Annotated in this window: 23 protein-coding genes and 1 pseudogene; 20 read left to right on the forward strand and 4 right to left on the reverse strand. The window is 68.4% G+C overall.

From position 1 onward, the window contains the following. Positions 1 to 76 precede the first annotated feature (76 nt). Both DY218_RS08900 and DY218_RS08905 read right to left on the reverse strand, forming a co-directional pair. A pseudogene (locus tag DY218_RS08900) lies at positions 77 to 747 on the reverse strand (response regulator); the annotation flags it as partial. A gap of 14 nt (positions 748 to 761) precedes the next feature. After that, positions 762 to 1,688, reverse strand: a complete 927-nt coding sequence (locus tag DY218_RS08905) for a RecB family exonuclease (protein WP_128555383.1) — start codon at positions 1,686 to 1,688, stop codon at positions 762 to 764. Between the two features lie 124 nt (positions 1,689 to 1,812). On the opposite strand from DY218_RS08905, the gene DY218_RS08910 reads away from it, so the two are divergent. The 3 genes from DY218_RS08910 to DY218_RS08920 all read left to right on the forward strand — a co-directional run bounded on the left by DY218_RS08910 (position 1,813) and on the right by DY218_RS08920 (position 4,999). Further along, the gene (locus DY218_RS08910; protein WP_128555384.1) at positions 1,813 to 3,270 is read left to right on the forward strand and encodes a site-2 protease family protein; all 1,458 of its coding nucleotides are present in this window, start codon (positions 1,813 to 1,815) and stop codon (positions 3,268 to 3,270) included. A gap of 64 nt (positions 3,271 to 3,334) precedes the next feature. After that, positions 3,335 to 4,240, forward strand: coding sequence for a tRNA (adenine-N1)-methyltransferase (locus DY218_RS08915; RefSeq protein ID WP_128555385.1), 906 nt, complete (start codon positions 3,335 to 3,337; stop codon positions 4,238 to 4,240). 180 nt (positions 4,241 to 4,420) lie between these two features. Then, positions 4,421 to 4,999: a hypothetical protein gene (locus DY218_RS08920; protein WP_128555386.1), complete on the forward strand. Its 579-nt coding sequence runs from the start codon at positions 4,421 to 4,423 to the stop codon at positions 4,997 to 4,999. A gap of 117 nt (positions 5,000 to 5,116) precedes the next feature. Here DY218_RS08920 and DY218_RS08925 read toward each other — a convergent pair whose 3' ends face one another. Further along, a complete protein-coding gene (locus tag DY218_RS08925; RefSeq protein ID WP_128555387.1) occupies positions 5,117 to 5,428 on the reverse strand; it encodes a ferredoxin in 312 nt (103 codons plus the stop codon). A gap of 254 nt (positions 5,429 to 5,682) precedes the next feature. Between DY218_RS08925 and arc the strand changes: the two genes are divergently transcribed. The 6 genes from arc to prcA all read left to right on the forward strand — a co-directional run bounded on the left by arc (position 5,683) and on the right by prcA (position 11,839). Next, the gene (gene arc / locus DY218_RS08935) at positions 5,683 to 7,449 is read left to right on the forward strand and encodes a proteasome ATPase (protein WP_128555388.1); all 1,767 of its coding nucleotides are present in this window, start codon (positions 5,683 to 5,685) and stop codon (positions 7,447 to 7,449) included. Positions 7,450 to 7,684: 235 nt separating this feature from the next. Next, positions 7,685 to 9,196, forward strand: coding sequence for a depupylase/deamidase Dop (dop, locus tag DY218_RS08940; RefSeq protein ID WP_199566672.1), 1,512 nt, complete (start codon positions 7,685 to 7,687; stop codon positions 9,194 to 9,196). Positions 9,197 to 9,317: 121 nt separating this feature from the next. Beyond that, complete coding sequence (locus DY218_RS08945; protein ID WP_119288907.1) at positions 9,318 to 9,536, forward strand: ubiquitin-like protein Pup; 219 nt, start codon at positions 9,318 to 9,320, stop codon at positions 9,534 to 9,536. Positions 9,537 to 9,583: 47 nt separating this feature from the next. Further along, entirely contained in the window at positions 9,584 to 10,177 is a 594-nt protein-coding gene (locus DY218_RS08950; protein ID WP_128555389.1) for an endonuclease VII domain-containing protein, read from the forward strand. Then, on the forward strand, positions 10,129 to 10,974 hold the full coding sequence (gene prcB / locus DY218_RS08955) for a proteasome subunit beta (RefSeq protein ID WP_128555390.1): 846 nt from the start codon (positions 10,129 to 10,131) through the stop codon (positions 10,972 to 10,974). Before DY218_RS08950 ends, prcB begins: the two co-directional genes overlap by 49 nt. Positions 10,975 to 11,065: 91 nt before the next feature. Next, a complete protein-coding gene (gene prcA, locus DY218_RS08960) occupies positions 11,066 to 11,839 on the forward strand; it encodes a proteasome subunit alpha (protein ID WP_128555391.1) in 774 nt (257 codons plus the stop codon). A 75-nt stretch (positions 11,840 to 11,914) separates the two neighbouring features. On the opposite strand, the gene DY218_RS08965 is transcribed toward prcA, so the two are convergent. Further along, complete coding sequence (locus DY218_RS08965; RefSeq protein ID WP_128555392.1) at positions 11,915 to 12,934, reverse strand: LacI family DNA-binding transcriptional regulator; 1,020 nt, start codon at positions 12,932 to 12,934, stop codon at positions 11,915 to 11,917. A gap of 122 nt (positions 12,935 to 13,056) precedes the next feature. Between DY218_RS08965 and DY218_RS08970 the strand changes: the two genes are divergently transcribed. From DY218_RS08970 to DY218_RS09020, 11 genes are all read left to right on the forward strand, one after another. Continuing rightward, positions 13,057 to 14,316, forward strand: coding sequence for an MFS transporter (locus DY218_RS08970; RefSeq protein ID WP_128555393.1), 1,260 nt, complete (start codon positions 13,057 to 13,059; stop codon positions 14,314 to 14,316). Between the two features lie 9 nt (positions 14,317 to 14,325). After that, positions 14,326 to 15,687 carry a Pup--protein ligase gene (gene pafA / locus DY218_RS08975; protein WP_119288896.1) on the forward strand — a complete coding sequence of 454 codons (1,362 nt, stop codon included), beginning with the start codon at positions 14,326 to 14,328 and terminating at the stop codon, positions 15,685 to 15,687. A gap of 166 nt (positions 15,688 to 15,853) precedes the next feature. Further along, positions 15,854 to 16,840, forward strand: coding sequence for an FKBP-type peptidyl-prolyl cis-trans isomerase (locus DY218_RS08980; protein WP_128555394.1), 987 nt, complete (start codon positions 15,854 to 15,856; stop codon positions 16,838 to 16,840). A gap of 43 nt (positions 16,841 to 16,883) precedes the next feature. Continuing rightward, the gene (locus tag DY218_RS08985) at positions 16,884 to 17,258 is read left to right on the forward strand and encodes an FKBP-type peptidyl-prolyl cis-trans isomerase (protein ID WP_128555395.1); all 375 of its coding nucleotides are present in this window, start codon (positions 16,884 to 16,886) and stop codon (positions 17,256 to 17,258) included. A 177-nt stretch (positions 17,259 to 17,435) separates the two neighbouring features. Then, the gene (locus DY218_RS08990; RefSeq protein ID WP_128555396.1) at positions 17,436 to 18,392 is read left to right on the forward strand and encodes a helix-turn-helix transcriptional regulator; all 957 of its coding nucleotides are present in this window, start codon (positions 17,436 to 17,438) and stop codon (positions 18,390 to 18,392) included. An 18-nt stretch (positions 18,393 to 18,410) separates the two neighbouring features. Further along, on the forward strand, positions 18,411 to 19,376 hold the full coding sequence (locus DY218_RS08995; protein ID WP_128555397.1) for a helix-turn-helix transcriptional regulator: 966 nt from the start codon (positions 18,411 to 18,413) through the stop codon (positions 19,374 to 19,376). Continuing rightward, entirely contained in the window at positions 19,373 to 19,636 is a 264-nt protein-coding gene (locus DY218_RS09000) for a CpXC domain-containing protein (RefSeq protein WP_128555398.1), read from the forward strand. Before DY218_RS08995 ends, DY218_RS09000 begins: the two co-directional genes overlap by 4 nt. A gap of 77 nt (positions 19,637 to 19,713) precedes the next feature. Continuing rightward, positions 19,714 to 19,911, forward strand: coding sequence for a hypothetical protein (locus tag DY218_RS09005; RefSeq protein ID WP_128555399.1), 198 nt, complete (start codon positions 19,714 to 19,716; stop codon positions 19,909 to 19,911). A gap of 239 nt (positions 19,912 to 20,150) precedes the next feature. Continuing rightward, a complete protein-coding gene (gene tatA / locus DY218_RS09010; protein WP_128555400.1) occupies positions 20,151 to 20,444 on the forward strand; it encodes a Sec-independent protein translocase subunit TatA in 294 nt (97 codons plus the stop codon). Positions 20,445 to 20,536: 92 nt separating this feature from the next. Further along, positions 20,537 to 21,430 carry a twin-arginine translocase subunit TatC gene (gene tatC, locus DY218_RS09015; RefSeq protein ID WP_128555409.1) on the forward strand — a complete coding sequence of 298 codons (894 nt, stop codon included), beginning with the start codon at positions 20,537 to 20,539 and terminating at the stop codon, positions 21,428 to 21,430. A 45-nt stretch (positions 21,431 to 21,475) separates the two neighbouring features. Beyond that, positions 21,476 to 22,366 carry a diacylglycerol kinase gene (locus tag DY218_RS09020; RefSeq protein WP_128555401.1) on the forward strand — a complete coding sequence of 297 codons (891 nt, stop codon included), beginning with the start codon at positions 21,476 to 21,478 and terminating at the stop codon, positions 22,364 to 22,366.

Raw genomic sequence — 22,366 nt, forward strand, 5'->3', positions numbered from 1 at the left:
CTCCTCGTCGTCCACGACTCGTGTCACTGGGCGCCGGGACGCACCAGACCACTCTCGTACGCGTACACCGCCGCCNCACTGGGCGCCGGGACGCACCAGACCACTCTCGTACGCGTACACCGCCGCCTGCACCCGGTCCCGCAGGCCGAGCTTCGTCAGCACATGACCCACATGCGTCTTGACCGTCGTCTCACTCACGAACAGATCCGCCGCGATCTCCGCATTCGACAGACCCCGCGCCACCAGCTTCAACACCTCGACCTCACGCTCGGTCAAGGTGTGCAGCGTGTCCGGCACCGGCTCCTCACCGGACGGCAGATGGCCCGCGTACTTGTCGAGCAGCCGCCGAGTGATGCTCGGAGCCAGCATCGCCTCGCCGCCCGCGACCACCCGGATCGCCTGCACCAGCTCGTGCGCCGGCGCATCCTTCAGAAGGAAGCCGCTCGCCCCGGCCTTCAGCGCCTCCACCACGTACTCGTCCAGATCGAACGTCGTCAGCACCAGCACCTTCGCCGGACCGTCCCGGCCAGGACCCGTGATCTGCCGAGTCGCCTCCACCCCGTCCATCCGGGGCATCCGGATGTCCATCAGCACCACATCGGGCTGCAGCGCACGGACCTGATCGAGCGCCTGCAGACCGTCACCGGCCTCGCCGACGACCGCAAGATCCTGCTCGGCCTCCAGGATCATCCGGAAGCCGGTACGCAGCAGCGGCTGGTCGTCGACCAGCAGGACGCGGATCGCCACGACAATCTCCTTCGCTAGACCGGGCCCATTCTGCCCTGCGGCGCCGCTGCCGACCCGGGCGGGCCGACCGGAAGCGGATACGGCGGGGGAGTCCCACCGAACTCCGGGCAAACCGCCTGATGGTCGCACCAACCACACAACTTGGACCGTCGCGGCCGCCAGTCACCCGACTCCGTCGCACGACGGATCGCATCCCACAGCGCAAGCAGCTTCCGCTCCACCCGCTCCAGATCCTCCGACCGCGGGTCGTAGGTCAGCACATCCCCGCTGCCCAAATACACCAACTGCAGCCGGCGCGGCACCACACCCTTCAACCGCCACACCACCAACGCGTAGAACTTCATCTGGAACAGCGCGCCCTCCGCATACTCGGGGCGCGGAGCCTTGCCCGTCTTGTAGTCGACGATCCGGACCTCGCCCGTCGGCGCCACATCCACCCGGTCGATGATCCCGCGCAGCCGCAGACCGGAATCCAGCTCCGCCTCCACGAACAACTCACGCTCCGCAGGCTCGAGCCGCGTCGGATCCTCCAGCGTGAACCACCGCTCCACCAGCGCCTCCGCCTGCCCCAGCCAGCGCGCGAGCCGCTCACCCGGATCGCCGCCCTCACCACCGCCGCCGGACGCCTCCCCGCCCTCCTGCACACCCTCCGCGAACAACTCCGCCAACTCCGGACGAGCCTCACGCAGCCGCTCCCACTGCCCCGGAATCAGCGCCTTCGCCCGCGGAGCCGTCCGCTCACCGGCCGGCGCATCGAACAGCCGCTCAAGGACCGCGTGCACCAGCGTGCCGCGCGTGGCCGCCTCGCTCGGCTTCTCCGGAAGTTTGTCGATCACACGGAAGCGGTAGAGCAGCGGACACTGCATGAAGTCGCCCGCGCGCGACGGAGACAGGGAGGCCGGGCGCTCGGCGCCCTGCACGGCGTCGGTGCTGGTGTTCATGGGGAAGACCCTACGACCCGCCACTGACACCAGCCGCATACCATCGACGGCAGACCCCCTCGCACCGGGTCCAGCGCCCATAGAGGCGCCCGGCAGCGGGGGAAGCATCGAACGAGGGGACATCGTGGACGAACGCGGCGGGAGCGGACAGCCGCAGTCCGGCACCGGCGAAGCCGACCCGGCCACCGAGGAGGCCGCGCCGCAGCAGCCGCACGCCCCGGCCCGGGACAACCACCCCCAGGACCGGGCACCGGCCGCCGACGGCAAGGAGCCGGCCGACACCGGCACAGCACAGGGCACCGACGAGCCGACAGCCGACGAAAACCCGGCCCACACCGGCCCCGACACGGACCGGATCAACCTCCACAAACAAGCCCCCGACCACCCGAAGACCACCCCCGAACCCACCACCGCCACCCCCAAGCGCAAAGACCCCGGCGGCGGATTCCTCATGGGCCGGCCCTTCGGCGTCCCCATCTACGTCGCACCCAGCTGGTTCGTCGTCGCCGCCCTCATCACCTGGGTCTTCGGCATCCAACTCGAGCGCATCCTGCCCGAACTCGGCGCCGTCCGATACCTCATCTCCCTCTTCTTCGCCGTCGCCTTCTACGCCTCCGTACTCGTCCACGAACTCGCCCACACCGTCGTCGCCCTCCGCTACAAACTCCCGGTCCGGCGCATCCAACTGCAGTTCATCGGCGGCGTCTCCGAGATCGAGAAGGAATCCGAGACACCCGGCCGCGAATTCGTCCTCGCCTTCGTCGGCCCGCTGCTCTCCCTCGTCCTCGGCGGCCTCTTCTACCTCGGAATGCAGACCGTCCAACCAGGCACCGTCCCCGGCGTACTGCTCGCCAGCCTGATGTTCTCCAACCTCATCGTCGCCGCGTTCAACCTGCTGCCAGGACTGCCCCTCGACGGCGGCCGCATGCTCCGCGCCGTCGTCTGGAAGATCACCGGCAAGCCCATGAGCGGCACCATCGCCGCCGCCTGGGTCGGCCGCGCCCTCGCCATCAGCGTCCTCATCGGCCTGCCCCTGCTCACCCAGTCCGGCAAGATCGGCACCGACGCCATGGACGGCGTCGGCATGGACACCATCACCGACGCACTGCTCGCCGCCATCCTCGCCGCCATCATCTGGACCGGCGCCGGCAACAGCCTGCGCATGGCGCGCCTGCGCGAACACCTCCCCGAACTCCGCGCCCGCACCCTCACCCGCCGCGCCGTCCCCGTCGAAGCAGCCACCCCACTCTCCGAAGCCCTGCGCCGCGCCAACGACGCCGGCGCCCGCGCCCTCGTCGTCGTCGACCCCCACGGCGACCCCCTCTCCCTCGTACGCGAAGCAGCCATCGTCGGCGTACCCGAACACCGCAGGCCCTGGGTCGCCGTCAGCGGCCTCGCCCAGGACCTCACCGACGGCATGAAGGTCTCCGCCGAACTCTCCGGCGAGGAACTCCTCGACACCCTGCGCGCCAACCCCGCCACCGAATACCTCGTCATCGAGAACACCGGCCAGATCTACGGCGTACTCTCCACCGCCGACGTGGAACGCGCCTTCGTCAAAGCCATGGCCAGGAACAACTGACCACCCCACCCTCCCGGCCCCCGCGTGGTCAGCGGCCCCGCACCGGGCCGGTAGGCTGGACGCCATGTCCGAACCGACCGGTGCCGCCCGCCGCCGCGGGCCCTTCAAGGTCGGGGACCAGGTCCAGCTCACCGACCCCAAGGGACGCCACTACACGTTCACGCTCGAAGCAGGGAAGAACTTCCACACCCACAAGGGTTCCTTCCCGCACGACGAGCTGATCGGCGCTCCCGAGGGCAGTGTTGTCCGAACCACCGGGAACGTGGCCTACCTGGCCCTGCGCCCCCTGCTCCCCGACTACGTCCTGTCCATGCCCCGCGGCGCCGCCGTGGTCTACCCCAAGGACGCAGGCCAGATCCTGGCCTTCGCCGACATCTTCCCCGGCGCCCGCGTCGTGGAAGCAGGAGTGGGCTCCGGATCCCTCAGCACCTTCCTGCTGCGCGCCATCGGCGACCACGGCATGCTGCACAGCTACGAGCGCCGCGAAGACTTCGCCGACATCGCCCAGCAGAACGTCGAGCGCTACTTCGGCGCCCCGCACCCCGCCTGGCAGCTCACCGTCGGAGACCTCCAGGACAACCTCAGCGACACCGAGGTCGACCGCGTCATCCTCGACATGCTCGCCCCCTGGGAATGCCTCGAAGCCGTCTCCAAGGCCCTCGTCCCCGGCGGCATCGTCTGCGCCTACGTCGCCACCACCACCCAGCTCGCCCGGACCGTCGAATCCATCCGCGAGATCGGCTGCTTCAACGAGCCCAACGCCTGGGAATCGATGATCCGCAACTGGCACATCGAAGGCCTCGCCGTCCGCCCCGACCACCGCATGATCGGCCACACCGGCTTCCTGCTCACCGCCCGCCGCCTCGCGGACGGCGTCGAGCCCCCCATGCGCCGCCGCCGCCCCTCCAAGGGCGCCTACGGCGAGGACTACACCGGCCCCAACGCCGACGGCGGCACCCCCAGAAGCTGACGCCGCCCACCACCACCCGCCCAACGCACAGCCGCCGCCGCCCAGTTCCCGCCGCACAGCGAGAACTCGGCGGCGGCGGCTTTTCGTTGACAACCCGGACCCCGCCGTTCCACCCCGATGTGAGGTATGGCACGATGCTGGCCACCCCCACCGGCACAGCCCTCACAGGAGACCCTCCTCGTGCAGCACCCCGCCGTCCCGGAGCTCGCCCACACCCACACCCGCCCCATCCACTGGCTCGCCACCGCCCTCGCCGTGGCAGCCGTCGTCGCGGCCTCCTCCTTCATCGGGCCCCGCAACGCCACCGCGGCCCAGACCGACAGCCCCGAACCGGCCGCCGCCCCGGCACCCGCCGCCACCGCCCCCGACGCCGGCAGCGTCGACTACCCACTCCAGTGCGGCACCGCCGAACCCGACATCACCCACCACGCCACCGGCGACCTCGACCGCGACGGACGGCCGGAAACCGTCGCCGCCGTACGCTGCAAAGCCGGCTCCGGCACACCGCCCCACGGCATCTACGTCATCACCCAGCCACACACCGGCGAACCGCGCGTCGTCGCCACCCTCGTCGACCCCGACGAACGCCTCACCGTCACCGACTTCGCCGTGCACGACGCCACCGTCACCGCCACCCTCCTCGGCTACTCCGCACCCACCGTGCCCAGCTGCTGCCCCGACACCCGCGAAAAAGCCGCCTGGAAGTGGAAGGACCAGTCCTTCGTACGGTCCCGACAAGCCGCCGCCCACAGCGCCTGACCCACCCCGCGACAACCGAAAGGGCCCGGCCCCGCACTCCGACCAGGAGCAGGGAACCGGGCCCTTCACACACCTCGCCGCCACCCTCCCCACCAAGGACATGGCGCAAGCGCAGAACTACGGAGCGTCCGGACCGTACACCTCGACACTGTCCGAAACCCGCCGCACATGAATACAGTCCCCCGGGCACTCCTTCGCGGAATCCGCCACATCACGCAGCAACGGCAGCGGCACCCGAGTCGTCGCCCCCGGATCCTGCAACAGCTCGTCGGCCGCACTCTTCACATACGCCAAGCCGTCGATGTCGAGCTCGAACACCTCCGGTGCGTACTGCGCACAGATGCCGTCGCCGGTGCAGAGATCCTGATCGATCCAGACCTCCAGTTCCTCACCGGCCTCACCGGAAGGGCCCTCCTGCGTCACGGTCATGTCTCCTGCCATCTCTCACGTCGTGCCACACCGACACCGTACAAGTCGGGCCAGCCCTGACGGGTGTTGAACGTTCCGACGATACAACCGCCCGCTTTCCGATGTTGTTCGGTGGGTATTGAGCTGGCAGGAGCAGCTACGCAAGGGTGAAGATCGGACACAGCCCGTCCCTGTTTGTGATCTAGGGGTTTCAATCAGCACCGGCCCAGGTAGGGTCAGGAAGCGTCCAGCTCCCCTTGGAGGAGGTGAGGACCGTGGCAGCCCACGACGACGACATGAACCGCGGCATCCGCCCGGGTCGAGGGTCCGAAGACCCTGCCGGTCAGATTGCCTATCTCGAGCAGGAGATCGCCGTCCTGCGACGCAAGCTCGCCGACTCTCCGCGACACACGAGGATTCTCGAAGAGCGGATCGTCGAGCTGCAGACCAACCTGGCAGGAGTGTCCGCCCAGAACGAACGCCTGGCGAACACCCTCCGTGAGGCCCGCGACCAGATCGTGGCCCTCAAGGAAGAAGTCGACCGGCTCGCACAGCCCCCAGCCGGCTTCGGCGTCTTCCTCACCGCCAACGAGGACGGCACCGCCGACATCTTCACCGGCGGCCGCAAACTCCGGGTCAACGTCAGCCCGAGCGTCGAACTCCCCGACCTCAGGCGCGGCCAGGAAGTCATGCTCAACGAAGCTCTCAACGTGGTCGAAGCCATGGAATACGAGAGCGTCGGAGACATCGTCACCCTCAAAGAGATCCTCGAGGACGGCGAACGAGCCCTGGTCATCGGACACACCGACGAAGAACGAGTGGTACGCCTCGCCGAACCACTCCTCGACGTCACCATCCGCCCCGGCGACGCCCTCCTGCTCGAACCCCGCTCCGGCTACGTCTACGAGGTCGTACCCAAGAGCGAAGTCGAAGAACTGGTCCTCGAAGAGGTCCCCGACATCGACTACAACAAGATCGGCGGCCTCGGCAACCAGATCGAACTGATCCGAGACGCCGTCGAACTCCCCTACCTCTATCCAGACCTTTTCAAAGAACACGAACTCCGGCCCCCCAAGGGCGTCCTCCTCTACGGCCCCCCCGGCTGCGGCAAGACACTCATCGCCAAAGCCGTCGCCAACTCCCTGGCCAAAAAGGTCGCCGAGGTCACCGGACAACCCGCGGGCAAAAGCTACTTCCTCAACATCAAGGGCCCGGAGCTCCTCAACAAATACGTCGGCGAAACAGAGCGGCACATCCGCCTCGTCTTCCAGCGCGCACGCGAGAAGGCCAGCGAAGGAACCCCCGTCATCGTCTTCTTCGACGAGATGGAATCACTCTTCCGCACCCGCGGATCCGGCGTCAGCTCAGACGTGGAAAACACCATCGTCCCGCAGCTCCTCGCCGAGATCGACGGCGTCGAAGGCCTCGAGAACGTCATCGTGATCGGCGCCTCCAACCGCGAGGACATGATCGACCCCGCGATCCTGCGCCCCGGCCGGCTCGACGTCAAAATCAAGATCGAACGACCCGACGCAGAAGCAGCCAAGGACATCTTCAGCAAGTACATGAAGTCGTCCCTGCCCCTGCACTCCGACGACCTGGCGGAACACGCGGGCGACCGCGACTCCACCTCCCAGGCCATGATCCAATCCGTCGTCGAGCAGATGTACGCCGAATCCGAGGAGAACCGCTTCCTCGAAGTCACGTACGCCAACGGCGACAAGGAAGTCCTCTACTTCAAGGACTTCAACTCCGGCGCCATGATCGAAAACATCGTCGGCCGCGCCAAGAAAATGGCCATCAAGGCCTACCTCGAACAGAACCAGAAGGGCCTCCGCGTCGCGCACCTCCTCCAAGCGTGCATCGACGAATTCAAGGAGAACGAAGACCTCCCCAACACCACCAACCCCGACGACTGGGCCCGCATCTCCGGCAAGAAGGGCGAACGGATCGTGTACATCCGCACCCTCGTCACCGGAAAACAGGGCGCAGACACCGGACGCTCCATCGACACCGTGGCCAACACCGGCCAGTACCTGTAAAACCCAGGGCGGCTGCGGGTGCCCACGGCGGGCACCCGCAGCCCACTGCTTTCCGGGCACCGAGCAGAGCCGCAGCAATGACTGAATTGATCTCCCCACCAGGGCAAAGCCCATCTAGGCTCATCCCTACCGCCGAGTCGCGCAGTGCGGGGACGGGCACCGCACACGCACCGGAGAACCAGCGGTACTTGAGCGCCGCTCCCGAACAGGAGCGCCGCCGGGCAAGGAGGGCCGCATGACCGTACGGCGAGTAATGGGCATCGAGACCGAGTACGGCATCTCCGTACCCGGACACCCCAACGCCAATGCCATGCTCACCTCGTCCCAGATCGTCAACGCCTACGCGGCGGCGATGCACCGGGCACGACGCGCCCGCTGGGACTTCGAGGAAGAGAACCCGCTGCGGGACGCCCGCGGCTTCGACCTCGCACGCGAAGCCGCCGACTCCACCCAACTCACCGACGAAGACATCGGCCTCGCCAACGTCATCCTCACCAACGGCGCCCGCCTCTACGTCGACCACGCCCACCCCGAATACAGCGCCCCCGAAGTCACCAACCCCCGCGACGCCGTCCTCTGGGACAAAGCCGGCGAACGCATCATGGCCGAAGCCGCCGAACGAGCCGCACAACTCCCCGGCGCCCAGCCCATCCACCTCTACAAGAACAACACCGACAACAAAGGCGCCTCCTACGGCACGCACGAGAACTACCTCATGAAGCGGGAAACCCCCTTCTCCGACATCGTGCGCCACCTCACCCCCTTCTTCGTCTCCCGCCAGGTCGTCACCGGCGCCGGCCGCGTCGGCATCGGCCAGGACGGCAACGAACACGGCTTCCAGATCAGCCAGCGCGCCGACTACTTCGAAGTCGAAGTCGGCCTGGAAACCACACTCAAGCGCCCCATCATCAACACCCGCGACGAACCCCACTCGGACGCCGAGAAATACCGCCGACTCCACGTGATCATCGGCGACGCCAACCTCTCCGAGATCTCCACATACCTCAAACTCGGCACCACCGCCCTCGTCCTCTCCATGATCGAGGACGACTTCATCGCCGTCGACCTCGCCGTCGACCAGCCCGTACGCACCCTCCACCAGGTCTCACACGACCCCACACTGCAACACCTCATCACCCTCCGCAGCGGACGCACCCTCACCGCCGTCCAACTCCAGATGGAGTACTACGAGCTCGCCCGCAAATACGTCGAAGAACGCTACGGAGCCGACGCCGACGACCAGACCCGCGACATCCTCCACCGCTGGGAAGACACCCTCACCCGCCTCGAAACCGACCCCATGAGCCTCGCCGGCGAACTCGACTGGATCGCCAAACGCGAACTCATGGAAGGCTACCGGCGCCGCGACAACCTCGACTGGGACGCCGCCCGCCTCCACCTCGTCGACCTCCAGTACGCCGACGTACGCCCCGACAAGGGCCTCTACAACCGCCTCGCCGCCCGCGGCAAGATGCAGCGCCTCCTCGACGAGGACAGCGTCCAGCGGGCCCGGAGCAAGCCGCCCGAGGACACCCGCGCCTACTTCCGCGGCCGCTGCCTCGAGCAGTACGCCGACGACGTCGCCGCCGCCTCCTGGGACTCGGTCATCTTCGACCTCCCCGGCCGCGACTCCCTCCAACGAGTCCCGACCCTCGAACCACTACGCGGAACGCGAAACCACGTGAAGGCCCTGCTCGACCGCTGCAGGACCGCGGAAGAGCTGGTCCGCGTGCTCTCCGGCGGCTGAAAGCCGGCCGGCCGGGGAATCACTGGGGTGGGCCTCGCACGTTGAGAAAGTGCGAGGCCGATGTCGGACCACGGCTATAGGGTCTGATCAAGAAACGTCGACACCGAGCGGGGTGAGGTACATGGCGACCAAGGACACCGGCGGCGGGCAGCAGAAGGCGACACGTTCCACCGAGGAGACCGAGGAGCAGGTCGAGGACGCGGCCGTCTCCGAGGACCTCAAGGAACGCCAGGAAAAACTGGACGACGACGTGGACTCGGTCCTGGACGAGATTGACGATGTCCTCGAGGAGAATGCTGAGGACTTCGTGCGGAGTTTCGTTCAGAAGGGCGGGCAGTAGCTCGCATTTTCCTTTGAATCGAAGGTGTGGGGGGTGTCGGGCTTCAGGTGAGCGAAGAGCAACAGGTGAAGCGCTGCTCGCGGTGCAAGGAGCGGAAGCCGCGGGCGGCCTTCGCCGGCAACAGGTCGGCCAAGGACGGGCTCCAGGCGTACTGCCGGGAGTGCTGGTCGGCGTATCACCAGGAACGGCAGCTCGCGAAAGGTAAGAACGTTCGCCCACGGGTGGCCGTGCCCGCCGGGCACAAGTTCTGCCGCGGTTGTGGCGAGATCAAGCCTCACAGCGAGTGGCATCGCAACGCCACGGCTTCGGACGGGCTCGCCTCGTGCTGCAAGGAGTGCAAAGCCGCCAGAGGGCGAGCAGGTCACCTCAAGAGTCAGTACGGCATGACCGAGGCCGAGCGGGACGAGTTGATTGCCGCTCAGAAGGGCCTCTGTGTGATCTGCCTGAAGGCTCCCGCCGTTCATGTGGATCACGACCACGAGACGGGTAGGGTCCGTGGCGTACTGTGCTTCAACTGCAATTCGGCCCTCGGCAAGTTGGGGGATGATCCCGACGCTCTGACTCGGGCCATCTCATACCTGGAAGGAATCCCGTGGAAGCCAATCCTCGTAGCACCGGGCGTCTACCAGCTGCCTTCCTGACGCCGGGGTCCTCGTCGTTCGTGGACTTCCTGTCGGAGCATCAGCCGGAGATGTTGCCGGGCAATCGTCAACTGCCGCCCGTGAAGGGCATGGTGGAGGCGCCGCACGGCACGACGATCGTGGCGACGACGTTCCCGGGGGGCGTGGTGCTCGCCGGTGACCGTCGGGCCACGATGGGGAACATGATCGCGCAGCGGGACATCGAGAAGGTGTTCCCGGCCGATGAGTACTCGGCGGTGGGTATCGCGGGTACGGCCGGTCTGGCGGTGGAGATGGTGAAGCTCTTCCAGCTGGAGTTGGAGCACTTCGAGAAGGTGGAGGGTGCGCAGCTCTCGTTGGAGGGCAAGGCGAATCGTCTGTCGACGATGATCCGGTCGAATCTGGGCATGGCGATGCAGGGTCTGGCGGTGGTGCCGTTGTTCGCGGGGTATGACGTGGATCGCGGCAAGGGTCGGATCTTCTCGTACGACGTGGCGGGTGGCCGGTCGGAGGAGACGGGTTTTGCGGCGACGGGTTCGGGTTCGGTGTTCGCGCGTGGGTCGATGAAGAAGTTGTATCGCGAGGATCTGTCGGAGGAGCAGGCGACGACGTTGGTGGTTCAGGCGTTGTACGACGCTGCGGATGACGATTCGGCGACGGGTGGTCCGGATCTTGCGCGGCGGATCTATCCGGTGGTCACGGTGATCACGGAGGACGGTTTCCGGCGTCTTGGTGAGCAGGAGTCGCAGGAGCTTGCGCGGGCGATCACGGATCGTCGGATGCAGCAGCCTGATGGTCCGCGGGCGGAGCTGCTCTGACGTGGCGGTTGCGTCTGCGGTTGTTCAGGGGCCCGTCGGGCTTGTGCCGGAGGGGTTGTTCACGTCATTGACAGGAAGGGACGGGTAGCCGGTGTCGACGCCGTTCTATGTCTCACCTCAGCAGGCCATGGCCGACCGTGCGGAGTATGCGCGGAAGGGTATTGCGCGCGGTCGCAGTCTGGTTGTGCTGCAGTTCGCCGACGGCATTGTGTTCGTCGGTGAGAATCCGTCCCGTGCGCTGCACAAGTTCAGCGAGATCTATGACCGGATCGGTTTTGCGGCCGCGGGGAAGTACAACGAGTACGAGAATCTGCGGATCGGTGGTGTGCGTTATGCGGATCTGCGGGGTTATACCTATGACCGTGGTGATGTGACGGCGCGCGGTCTGGCGAACGTGTATGCGCAGACCCTTGGCACGATCTTCTCGAGCAATGCGGAGAAGCCGTACGAGGTGGAGTTGGTGGTTGCCGAGGTCGGTGATGAGGCCGAGGGTGACCAGATTTATCGCTTGCCGCATGACGGGTCGATCGTGGATGAGCACGGTTCGGTGGCTGTGGGTGGCAATGCGGAGATGATCAGTGGGTTTCTTGATCAGCGTCATCGGGACGGGATGACGTTGGCGGAGGCGTTGCAGCTTGCGGTGCAGGCGTTGTCTCGGGAGCCGAACGGCGGTGAGCGGGAGATTCCTGCTGAGCGTCTCGAGGTGGCGGTTCTTGACCGTACGCGGCCGCAGCAGCGGAAGTTCAAGCGGATTGTGGGGCGGCAGTTGTCGCGGTTGCTCGAGTCGGGTTCGGGTTCGGGTGCTGGGGCGGCTGAGGGGGACGGTTCTGAGGAGTCGTCGTCTTCGGAGGATGCTGAGGAGTAGTCGGCCCGCGTTGGTTGTGCTGCGCCCTCGTGCCGTTGTTGCGGTGCGGGGGCGCGGTGCTGTGGTGGTGTGGGGTCAGGTGGGTGGTGGTGCGGTGGAGTCGCGTACGACGAGGGTGGTGGGGAGGGGGTCGGTGCGGGGGGTGCGGCCGTCGAGGAGGGCGAGGAGGGCTTGCATGCCGCGTTCGCCGACTTGTTCGGCGGGGAGGTGGATGGTGGTGAGTTCGGGTTCGAGGGCGGTGGCGAGGGTGAGGTCGTCGAATCCGGTGATGGAGAGGTCTTGGGGGATGTGGAGGCCGAGTCGGCGGGCGGCTTTGCTGGCGCCGGCGGCGATGAGGTCGTCGTCGCAGACGAGTGCGGTGGGGCGTGGGCGGGTGGTGTGGAGGGCGTGGAGTGTGGTGTCGAGGGCGCCGTGCACGGTGAGGGGGGTGGGGGCGGTGCGGAGTGTGGTGTCGGGGGTGTCCTGGAGGGCTGTGGTGAGGGCGTGGGCGCGTACGGCGAAGGTCCAGGAGTCGATGTCGGCGGCGAGGTGGAGGATGTGGCGGTGGCCGAGTGCGGTGAGGTGGTGGGCGATCTGGTGCATGCCGTCGGCGAGGGCGAGGTTGACGTGGGTGGCGGGGAGGGGGTCGTCGGGGTCGCTGTCGAGCATGACGAGGGGGAGGGCGGCGCCGCGGATGGCGGTGAGTGAGGTGGCGGCCATGGAGGAGGCGATGACGCCGTCGAGTGCGGTGCTTGCGGAGGCGAAGGGGTCCTTGGCGGGGCCGATGCCGGTGGGTGAGGGGTAGACGACGACGCCGAAGTCGTGTTGGGCGGCGATGCGTGCGGCGCCGGTGTAGACGCGGGCGAAGAAGTCGTTGGTGAGGGCGGGGACGACGAGGAGGGCGGTGCGGGTGGTGCCGAGGCGGAGGTTGCGGGCGGCGAGGTTGGGGCGGTAGCCGAGGCGTCGGGCGGCGTCGCGGACGCGTCGGGCGGTGTCGGGGGAGACGCGGCCCTGCCATTTGTCGCCGAGGACGAGGGAGACGGCGGCTTGGGAGACGCCGGCGGCGCGGGCGACGTCCTTGCCGGTGGGGCGGGTGCTCGCGGCGGGTGGGGTCACCGGTGTCTCCGTGTGCGGGGTGCGGTGCGGTGGTCCTGTCGGTGGACCTGGGGTTGGCGGTCATGGTACGTATGGCCTCGGACGTTATACGTAAAACTTGGTGGGGTCGAGAAGGGCGGGCCATGGCCTCGGGATATCTGGACCTGCTGCGTACCCGGCATGCGGCGCGGTTGCTGGCGGGCACGCTGGTGGGCCGGCTGCCCAATGCGACCGGCCATATCGCGATCGTGCTCTTCGTGCGTGCGGAGGGCGGCAGTTACAGCCTGGCGGGTGCGCTGGCGGCGGTGTACGGGATCGCGACGGCGGTGGGGCAGCCGCTGCTCGGGCGGGCGGTGGATCTGCGCGGGCAGCCGCGGGTGATGCTGCCGGCTGCGGTCCTTTCCGGTCTGGGGATGGCGGCGTTCGCGCTGGTGGGGATCGATGTCCTGGCGCTGGCCTATGGGGGCGTGGCGGTGGCGGGGTTGTTCACGCCGCCGCTCGAGGGAGGTCTTCGGGCGCTGTGGCCGAGTGTGCTCGGCCGCTCGGACCGGGTGCATTCGGCATATGCGCTGGACGCGGTGGCGCAGGAGGTGATGTTCACGGTCGGACCGCTCCTGGTGACGCTTGTGGTGTCGCTGTGGTCGGCGGCCGCCGCGCTTCTGGTGATCAATGCGATCGGGGTTCTCGGGGCGCTTTCGGTGGTGGTGTCGGAGCCGTCGCGGGCGTGGCGGTCGGCGCCGCGTGCGGCGCACTGGCTGGGTGCGCTGAGGTCGCCGGGGTTGCTTGCGCTGCTGGGTTCGTTCTTCTTCGTGGGTATGGCGCTCGGTTCGATCACGGTGGCGGGGGTGGCGTACGCGGATGATCACGGGCGTGAGTCGGTGTACGGCTGGCTGATGGCGGGGCTCGGTCTCGGTGCGCTGATCGGTGGTGCGCTGTACGGGGCGCGGCAGTGGGCGGGTGTGCCGGAGCGGCGGTTGCGGATTCTGGTGGGGCTGCTTGCGTTGGGCTATCTGCCGTTGGTGCTGACGCCGGGTGTGGTGGCGATGTGTCTGCTGGCGGTGGTGTCGGGTCTGTTCCTTGCGCCGTCGCTGGCGTGCGCGTTCGTCGTGGTGGATCGGCATGCTCCGGTGGGTACGGTGACGGAGGCGTTCTCGTGGCTGGTGACGACGTTCGGGGTGGGTGCGGCGCTCGGCACGGGTGTTGCGGGGCCTGCGGTGGAGGTCGGTGGTACGGCGTCGGGGTTCGTGGTGGCGGGGGCCGGGGGAGTGGCGGCGTTGCTCGTTCTGGTGCTGACGGGGCGGGTCCTTGCAGTTCCCGGGCGTGGTACGGCTCCTGGCGGTGCGTCGGAAAGTGATCGAAACGGTGCGGCCGAACACGGTTTCAGCGCGGGTCATCAGGCGTAATGTTCAGTCATGGACCGCCGCATTTTCGGGCTGGAGAACGAGTACGGCGTCACGTGCACGTTCAGGGGACAGCGCCGTCTGTCGCCTGACGAAGTGGCGCGCTACCTCTTCCGCCGTGTCGTGTCATGGGGCCGCAGCAGCAATGTGTTTCTGCGGAACGGCGCCCGCCTCTACCTCGACGTGGGTTCCCATCCGGAATACGCAACCCCGGAATGTGACAACGTGACCGAGCTGGTCACCCACGACAAAGCCGGGGAACGCATCCTGGAAGGCCTCCTCGTCGATGCCGAACGCCGCCTGCACGAGGAGGGGATCGCGGGCGACGTCTACCTCTTCAAGAACAACACCGATTCGGCGGGCAACTCCTACGGCTGCCACGAGAACTACCTGGTGGCGCGGCACGGGGAGTTCTCCCGGCTCGCGGACATCCTGATCCCTTTCCTGGTGACCCGTCAGCTGCTGTGCGGTGCGGGCAAGGTGCTGCAGACTCCGCGTGGTGCGGTGTACTGCGTGAGCCAGCGGGCCGAGCACATCTGGGAGGGCGTCAGTTCGGCGACCACCCGGTCCCGGCCGATCATCAACACCCGGGACGAGCCGCATGCGGATGCGGAGCGGTATCGCCGGCTGCATGTCATCGTCGGCGATTCGAACATGTCGGAGACGACGATGATGCTGAAGGTCGGTGCGACCGACCTGGTGCTGCGCATGATCGAGGCGGGCACGGTGATGCGTGATCTGACGCTGGAGAATCCGATCCGCGCGATCCGGGAGGTCAGCCACGACATCACGGGCCGGCGCAAGGTGCGTCTGGCCAGTGGCCGTGAGGCGTCGGCGCTCGAGGTGCAGCAGGAGTACTACGAGAAGGCCGTGGACTTCTGCGAGCGCCGCGGGATCCGTACGGGCACGGTGGAGCGGGTCCTGGAGTTGTGGGGCCGCGCGCTCGAGGCGATCCGGGACGAGGATCTGGACCGTATCGACACCGAGATCGACTGGGTCATGAAGTACAAGCTCATCGAGCGTTACCGGGCGAAGAACAACATGACGATGTCGCATCCGCGGGTCGCGCAGATAGACCTCGCATATCACGACATCCACCGCCGTCGTGGTCTTTACTACCTCTTGGAGAAGAAGGGACAAGCGGCCCGTATCTGCAACGACTTGAAGATCTTCGAGGGCAAGTCGGTGCCCCCGCAGACCACTCGGGCGCGGCTGCGCGGTGATTTCATCCGGCGGGCGCAGGAGCAGCGGCGGGACTTCACCGTCGACTGGGTGCATCTGAAGCTCAATGACCAGGCGCAGCGCACGGTGCTGTGCAAGGACCCGTTCCGGTCCGTGGACGACCGGGTGGAGAAGCTGATCGCCGGGATGTGAGCCGGGCATGTGACCCGGAGATGTGAGCGGAGTGGTCCGTGTCACGGGCGTGCTGCCCTGATGTGGAACGCAACGCGAGGCGCCGTACGTTGCTCGTGCGGCGCCTTCTCCACGCCGTAGAGTTGCGCGCACCCGACCAGACGATCGATCGATGATGAGGCCCCCCGTGCGCCGACGTTCCCTGCTTCTCGCCGTTCCCGCCGGACTGCTCACGCTTGCCGGCTGCGGTGACGACGAGGCCGACAAGTCCAAGGCCAAGTCCAGCAAGAGCCCTTCCGAGTCCAAGGCGCCCAACGCGAAGATCGTGGCCGGGCCGCTGCCGGAGGTCACCAAGGGCACCAAGTTCGGTGACAAGCCGACCGTCGCGAAGGGCCCGGGCAAGCCGTCGAAGGATCTCGCGGTGAAGACGCTGATCGCGGGCGACGGCGGCAAGGTCGTCAAGGGCGACTATCTGCAGGCGGACTATCTGGGCCAGATCTGGGACACGGCCAAGGTGTTCGACAACTCCTACGACCGTGGCAAGCCGGCCGCGTTCCCGATCGGGACGGGCAAGGTCATCCCGGGCTGGGACCAGGGCCTGGTGGGCAAGAAGATCGGCAGCCGGGTGCAGTTGGCGATCCCGCCGGCGCTCGGGTACGGCAAGCAGGGCAATCCGCAGGGCGGTATCAAGGGCACCGACACCCTGGTGTTCGTGGTCGACATCGTCGGCACCTTCAACGGCAAGAGCTCCGCCAAGGGCAAAGAGGTCGCGCAGAGCAACATCGACCTGCCGAAGGTCGGCACGAACACGGACGGCAAGGCCCCCAAGATCGACGTCCCCAAGAAGGACGCTCCGAAGAAGCTGGTGTCCAGCTATGTGATCGAGGGGGACGGCCCGGAGCTCAAGGAGTCCGACGGCGTCCTGGTCCAGTACAAGGGCGTGCTGTGGGACGGCGGCAAGGAGTTCGACTCGACGTACAAGCGTGGCGAGCTGGCGCAGTTCATGCTGTCGCAGGTCGTCAAGGGCTGGTCGCAGGGCCTGAAGGGCAAGAAGGCCGGCAGCCGGGTGCTGATCGTGGTGCCGCCGGACCTCGGCTACGGCGACAAGAAGCAGCAGGGCATCCCGGCCAACTCCACGCTGGTCTTCACCGTCGACATCCTGGCCGCTCTGTAAGACTGTCCCGGTTGCCCATCCGCAGAAGAGCACAGGAGCACGTGTGAGCATCGACAAGCCCGAGGTCGACTTCCCCGGCGGCGAGCCGCCGGCCGATCTCGAGATCAAGGACATCTGGGAAGGCGACGGCCCCGAGGCCAAGGCGGGCGACACCGTCCAGGTCCACTACGTGGGTGTGTCCTTCTCGTCCGGCGAGGAGTTCGACGCCAGTTGGAACCGCGGTACGCCGCTGGCGTTCCAGCTCGGTGCCGGCCAGGTCATCAGCGGCTGGGACCAGGGCGTCCAGGGCATGAAGGTGGGCGGTCGCCGTCAGCTGACGATCCCGCCGCACCTGGCCTACGGAGACCGTGGCGCCGGCGGCGGCCGGATCGCTCCCGGCGAGACGCTGATCTTCGTCTGCGATCTCGTCTCCGTCTGAGTACCGGTTGGAGGCGGGACCGGCCCGGGTGGCCCGGGCCGGTGCGCCGGACGGTCGGGGCCCTCGCCTCCTCCTTGGGTTCAAGGGGCGGTGGGGGCCCTCGGCTTTTGTCGCGACACCCCGGGGCGGTACGGTCGACGGTCCAGGAGCGCTCTTTGGGGAAGGTGTAGGTCGTCGATGGCGATTGCCAAGGCCGAGCGGCTGATGAATCTGGCGCTGTGCCTGCTCGGCACGCGACGGCCGCTGAGCAAGCGCGAGTTGCGCGGTTCGATCGAGGCCTACCTGGAGGCCGCTTCGGACGAGGCCTTCAACCGGATGTTCGAGCGGGACAAGGACGATCTGCGCGAGCTCGGCCTGGTCATCGAGACCGTGGAGAGCCTGGACGGCGAGACCGGATATCTGGCCCGCCGCGACAGCAACCGGCTGCCGCCCGTCACCCTCGACGCGGAGGAGGCCGCCGCGCTGGGCCTGGCCGCCAAGGTGTGGCAGCAGGCGCGCCTGGCGGGCGCGGCCAGTGGCGCACTGCAGAAGCTGCGTGCGGCCGGGATGCCCGAGGAGGCCGCCGAGCCCCGCGAGACGCACAGCGCCCTCGAGCCGCGTATCCCGGTGCACGAGGCCGCGTTCGAGCCGCTGATGCTCGCCTGCCGGGACCGCCGGCCCGTCGTCTTCGACTACCGCAAGGCCACCGCGGCCCGGCCCGCCACCCGGCATGTGGAGCCCTGGGCACTGGAGTGCTGGCGCGGCCACTGGTATCTGGCCGGCTGGGACACCGACCGCGGCGCGGAGCGCGTCTTCCGGCTCTCCCGGATCACCGGCCGGGTCCGGTCGAGGGCGGGCCGGTTCACCGCCGAGGTGCCCGATGTCGTGACCGTACGGGAGACGGTGGCCGGTTGGGCCGGGGAGATCGCCGAGCGTTCGGCGCGAATCCGGCTGCGTACGGGCTCCGGCTATCCGCTGCGCGCCAGGGCCACGGCACAGCGGGAACTCGGGGACGGCTGGGACGAGTTGGAGATCCCGTACGGGCACGGCCTGGACGCCTGGCTGGTGGAGTTCGGCCCCGATGTGGTGGTGCTCGAGCCGGCCGAGCTGCGGGCCGAAGTGGTGGACCGGCTGCGCGCCGTGGCCAAGGACTGAGGGGGAGACCGAGCGGACATGGCCGCGAACGCGATCGACCAGACCAGGCGGATGCTGTCCCTGGTGACCTATCTGCGCGAGCGCCCCGGCGCCCGGGTGGGAGATGTCGCCCGGGCCTTCGGTGTGACCGAGGACGAGCTGATCTCCGACCTGGACGTACTGCCGTTGTGCGGGACGAGCTTCCGAGGCGGTGATCTGCTCGACATCGACACCGACGGCGAGCGGATCTGGTGGCACAACCCGGACGATGTGGCGGCCCCGCTGCGCCTGGCCGCGGACGAGGCGACCGCGTTGCTGGTCGCGGCCCGTGCGGTCGCGACGCTGCCGGGCCTGCGCGAGGGCGACCGGGAGGCGCTGGTGCGGGCCACGGCCAAGCTGGAGGCCGCGGCCGGCGAGGCGGCCGGTGCCAGTGACCGCCTCTCGGTGACCTTCGAGTCGGAGGGCGGGGTGTTCGCCGAGGTCGACCGGGCCATCTCCGAGCGCCGCAGGCTCTGGCTGAAGTACTACTCGCCGGCCCGCGACGAACTGGCCGAGCGTGAGGTGGACCCGATCCGGCTCTTCGCCCTCGGGCACACGTACATGGAGGCCTGGTGTCTGCGCTCGGAGGCGCGGCGCACCTTCCGGCTCGACCGGGTGGCCGAGATCCGGATCCTCGACGAGGCGGCGGCTCCGCCCGAGCTGGAGCTGCGGGACCTGTCCGAGGGGCTTGTGCAGCCGTCGGCCGACGACCCGGAGGTCGTCATCGAGGTCGGGCCGTCGGGCCGCTGGGTCGCCGAGTACTACCCGCACGACAGCGCGCAGGACACGCCGGACGGTGGTCTGCGCATCACCCTGCGCACCCCCGATCCGGCGTCGCTGCGGCGCCTCGCGCTGCGGCTCGGCCGGGACGGGCGGATCGTGTCGCCGCCCGAGCTCGCCGAGAGCGCCCAGCGCGCGGCGACGGATGCGCTGGCCGCCTACGAGGAACAGGGAGAGCCGGTATGACGGTGCTGACGGCGGTGCCCGGCGCGACCCGCGTCCCGGTCCTCTTCCGTGCCGCCTGCCCCGACTGCCGGGCACGCTTCGAGCTGTCGGCGGGCGCGCTGCGGCTCGCGATAGGGGCGAGCCGGCGCACCACGTTCTACTCGTTCACCTGCCCGGAGTGCGGAGTCGCGGTCCGCAAGCCGGCCGGGGAGCGGATCGTCGAACTCCTCACCGGCGGCGGGGTACGGACCCTGCGTCTGCACTCCGGCGTCAAGGCCTAGGGGGACGCGCCCCCTAGGGACCCTCCCTGCCCGGGCCATGCTCTAGCCCTGCCCGGGCCATGCTCTAGGGTTGCCGCATGTTCTGGCCCATGCTTGCGATCGTCCTGGGATTCAGCGGTCTCGCCGTGCTCGGGGTGCTCGCGGTGCGGGTGTTCCTGGAGGTCAGGCGCCTCGGGCAGCAGGTCGCGGCGACCTCGGTGAAGATCAACCGGGCGGCGGAGGACCTGGAGCGGGCGGCGACCGATGTGGCCCGAGCGGGCCGCGACACCGTCTGAGCGGCCACCGGAGCCGATCCGTCCGGCCCGCGCACGGGGCCTGTCACCTCCGGCACCGGGGCGAGTACGCTGCAATGACAGTGGTCCCGGGACGAGGTGGGAGCGCAACGGGGAGTATGCACGGGGATTGCCCTGCGTTTACTCCTGCGGGTTACGATCGCTGCCAAGCCCCGGGGGTCGGACGGACGTCCGGTCACCGCACAAGACACCTGTCGTCTCGGTGAAGAAGGTATTCAGCTATGGGTAGGCTCGGCACCACCGAGATCATCCTGATCCTCGTCGTCATCGTGCTGCTGTTCGGCGCCAAGAAGCTGCCGGACATGGCCCGTTCGCTCGGCAAGTCCGCGCGGATCCTCAAGAGCGAGGCCAAGCAGATGAAGAAGGACGAGTCGCAGACCGCGCCGGCCGACCCGCCGCAGCAGGACGACTCGGACCAGGACCAGTCCGCTCCCCGTACGATCCAGGCCGCCCCCGGCGACGTGACCAGCTCACGCCCGGTGAACGAGCCGACCGACCGTACGACGCAGCGCTGATCCCGAGCAGGCCCAGGCAGGCCTGCCGCACGAGATGAGGACGTGGGTTGCCCAAGTCTGCCCGCAAGTTGGAGAAGGACCCCGAGGGGCGGATGCCGCTCGCGGACCACTTGCGTGAACTCCGTAACCGGCTGGCCAAAGGGCTGCTCGCCATCACCGCGGTCACCATCGTGGCCGCGTTCTACAGCGAGGAACTGATGAGGTTCCTCTCCGACCCGGTGCCGCGCTGCGAGGGCGGCCTGGGCGAGACCACCGGCGGCAGCTGCGCCGTGGTCTCCTTCAACACGCTGCTCTCCCCGTTCACCACGACGGTCAAGGTCAGCCTCATGGCCGGCATCATCGTGGCCAGCCCGGTGTGGCTGTACCAGCTGTGGGCGTTCGTCGCGCCGGGCCTGCACAAGAGCGAGAAGCGGTACACGTACTCCTTCGTCGCCGCCGCCGTGCCGCTGTTCGCGGGCGGCGCCTATCTCGCCTATCTGATCCTGCCGATCAGCATGAAGGTGCTGCTCGGCATCACGCCCGACGGCTCGGCGAACATCCTCGCCCTGGACGACCTGCTCGACTTCACGGTCCGCATGGTGCTCGTCTTCGGCCTCGCCTTCGAGCTGCCGCTGCTCCTGGTGATGCTGAACATGACCGGGATCGTGACCGGCCGCCGCATGGCCGGCTGGTGGCGGGGCGTCGTGATGGGCGTCTTCATCTTCGGCGCGGTCGCCACCCCCACCACCGACCCCGTCGGCATGATCGCCCTCGCCGGGCCGATCATCGTGCTCTACTTCATGGCCGTCGGCTTCTCGCTGCTCAACGACCGGCGCCGGCACCGCAACAACCCCGACGCCGAGCTCAGCGACGACGAGGCCTCCGACATCGACCTCACGCCCTCGGACGTCGACGACGACACGGCCGTACCGGCGGCCCGCGCGCTGCCCGAGCAGGCGAGCTCCGACAAGGACCGCCGGCTGAACGGTTTCGACGACGTCACCTGAGCTTGTAGGGTCCTCGCGCACACGTACCGTACGGGGGGACCCTCAGTGACCAGCGACGTCACCCTTTTCGTCAATCCCACCGCGGGGCGCGGCCGGGGCGCCCGAGCGGCGCAGCCGGCCGCTGCCGCACTCCGGGCCGCCGGATTCTCCGTGCGTACCGTGCTCGGCACGGACGCCGCCGACGCCCTGACGCGGGCGCGGGAGGCCGTACGGGACGGCACCGGGGCGCTGATAGCCGTCGGCGGCGACGGCATGGCGAATCTGGCGCTGCAGGCCGTGGCCGGCACCCGCACCCCACTCGGCCTGGTCGCCGTCGGCACCGGAAACGACTACGCCCGCGCACTCGGCCTGCCGGTGCTCGCACCCGAGGAGGCCGGGCGGGCCGCCGCCGAGGCACTCAAGGGCGCCCGGCTGCGCGAGCTCGACCTGGGGCGGATCGGCGATCGCTGGTTCGGTTCGGTGCTCGCGACGGGCTTCGACTCGCGGGTGAACGACCGGGGCAACCGCATGCGGTGGCCGCGCGGCCGCTTCAAGTACGACCTGGCGATCCTCGCCGAACTCGCCACCTTCAAACCGACACCGTTCCGTATCGCGCTCGACGACGGCCCGGTGCGCGACATCGACGCCACCCTCATCGCGGTCGGCAACGGCACCTCGTACGGCGGGGGCATGCGGATCTGCGCGGACGCGGAGATGGACGACGGGCTCTTCGACATCACGGTCGTCGGCGACTGCAGCCGTACGACGCTCCTGAAGGTCTTCCCGAAGGTCTACAAGGGCACGCATCTCAGCCACCCGAAGGTCACCGTGCACCGGGCCGCGAAGATATCCCTGGAGGCGGCCGCGACCACCGGATACGCGGACGGCGAGCCGCTCGGCCCGCTGCCGCTGACCGCCGAGTGCGTGCCGGGGGCGGTCGGCGTGCTCGTCCCGTAG

Source organism: Streptomyces triticagri, from assembly GCF_003429565.1.
GTDB classification, from domain to species: Bacteria; Actinomycetota; Actinomycetes; order Streptomycetales; family Streptomycetaceae; genus Streptomyces; species Streptomyces triticagri.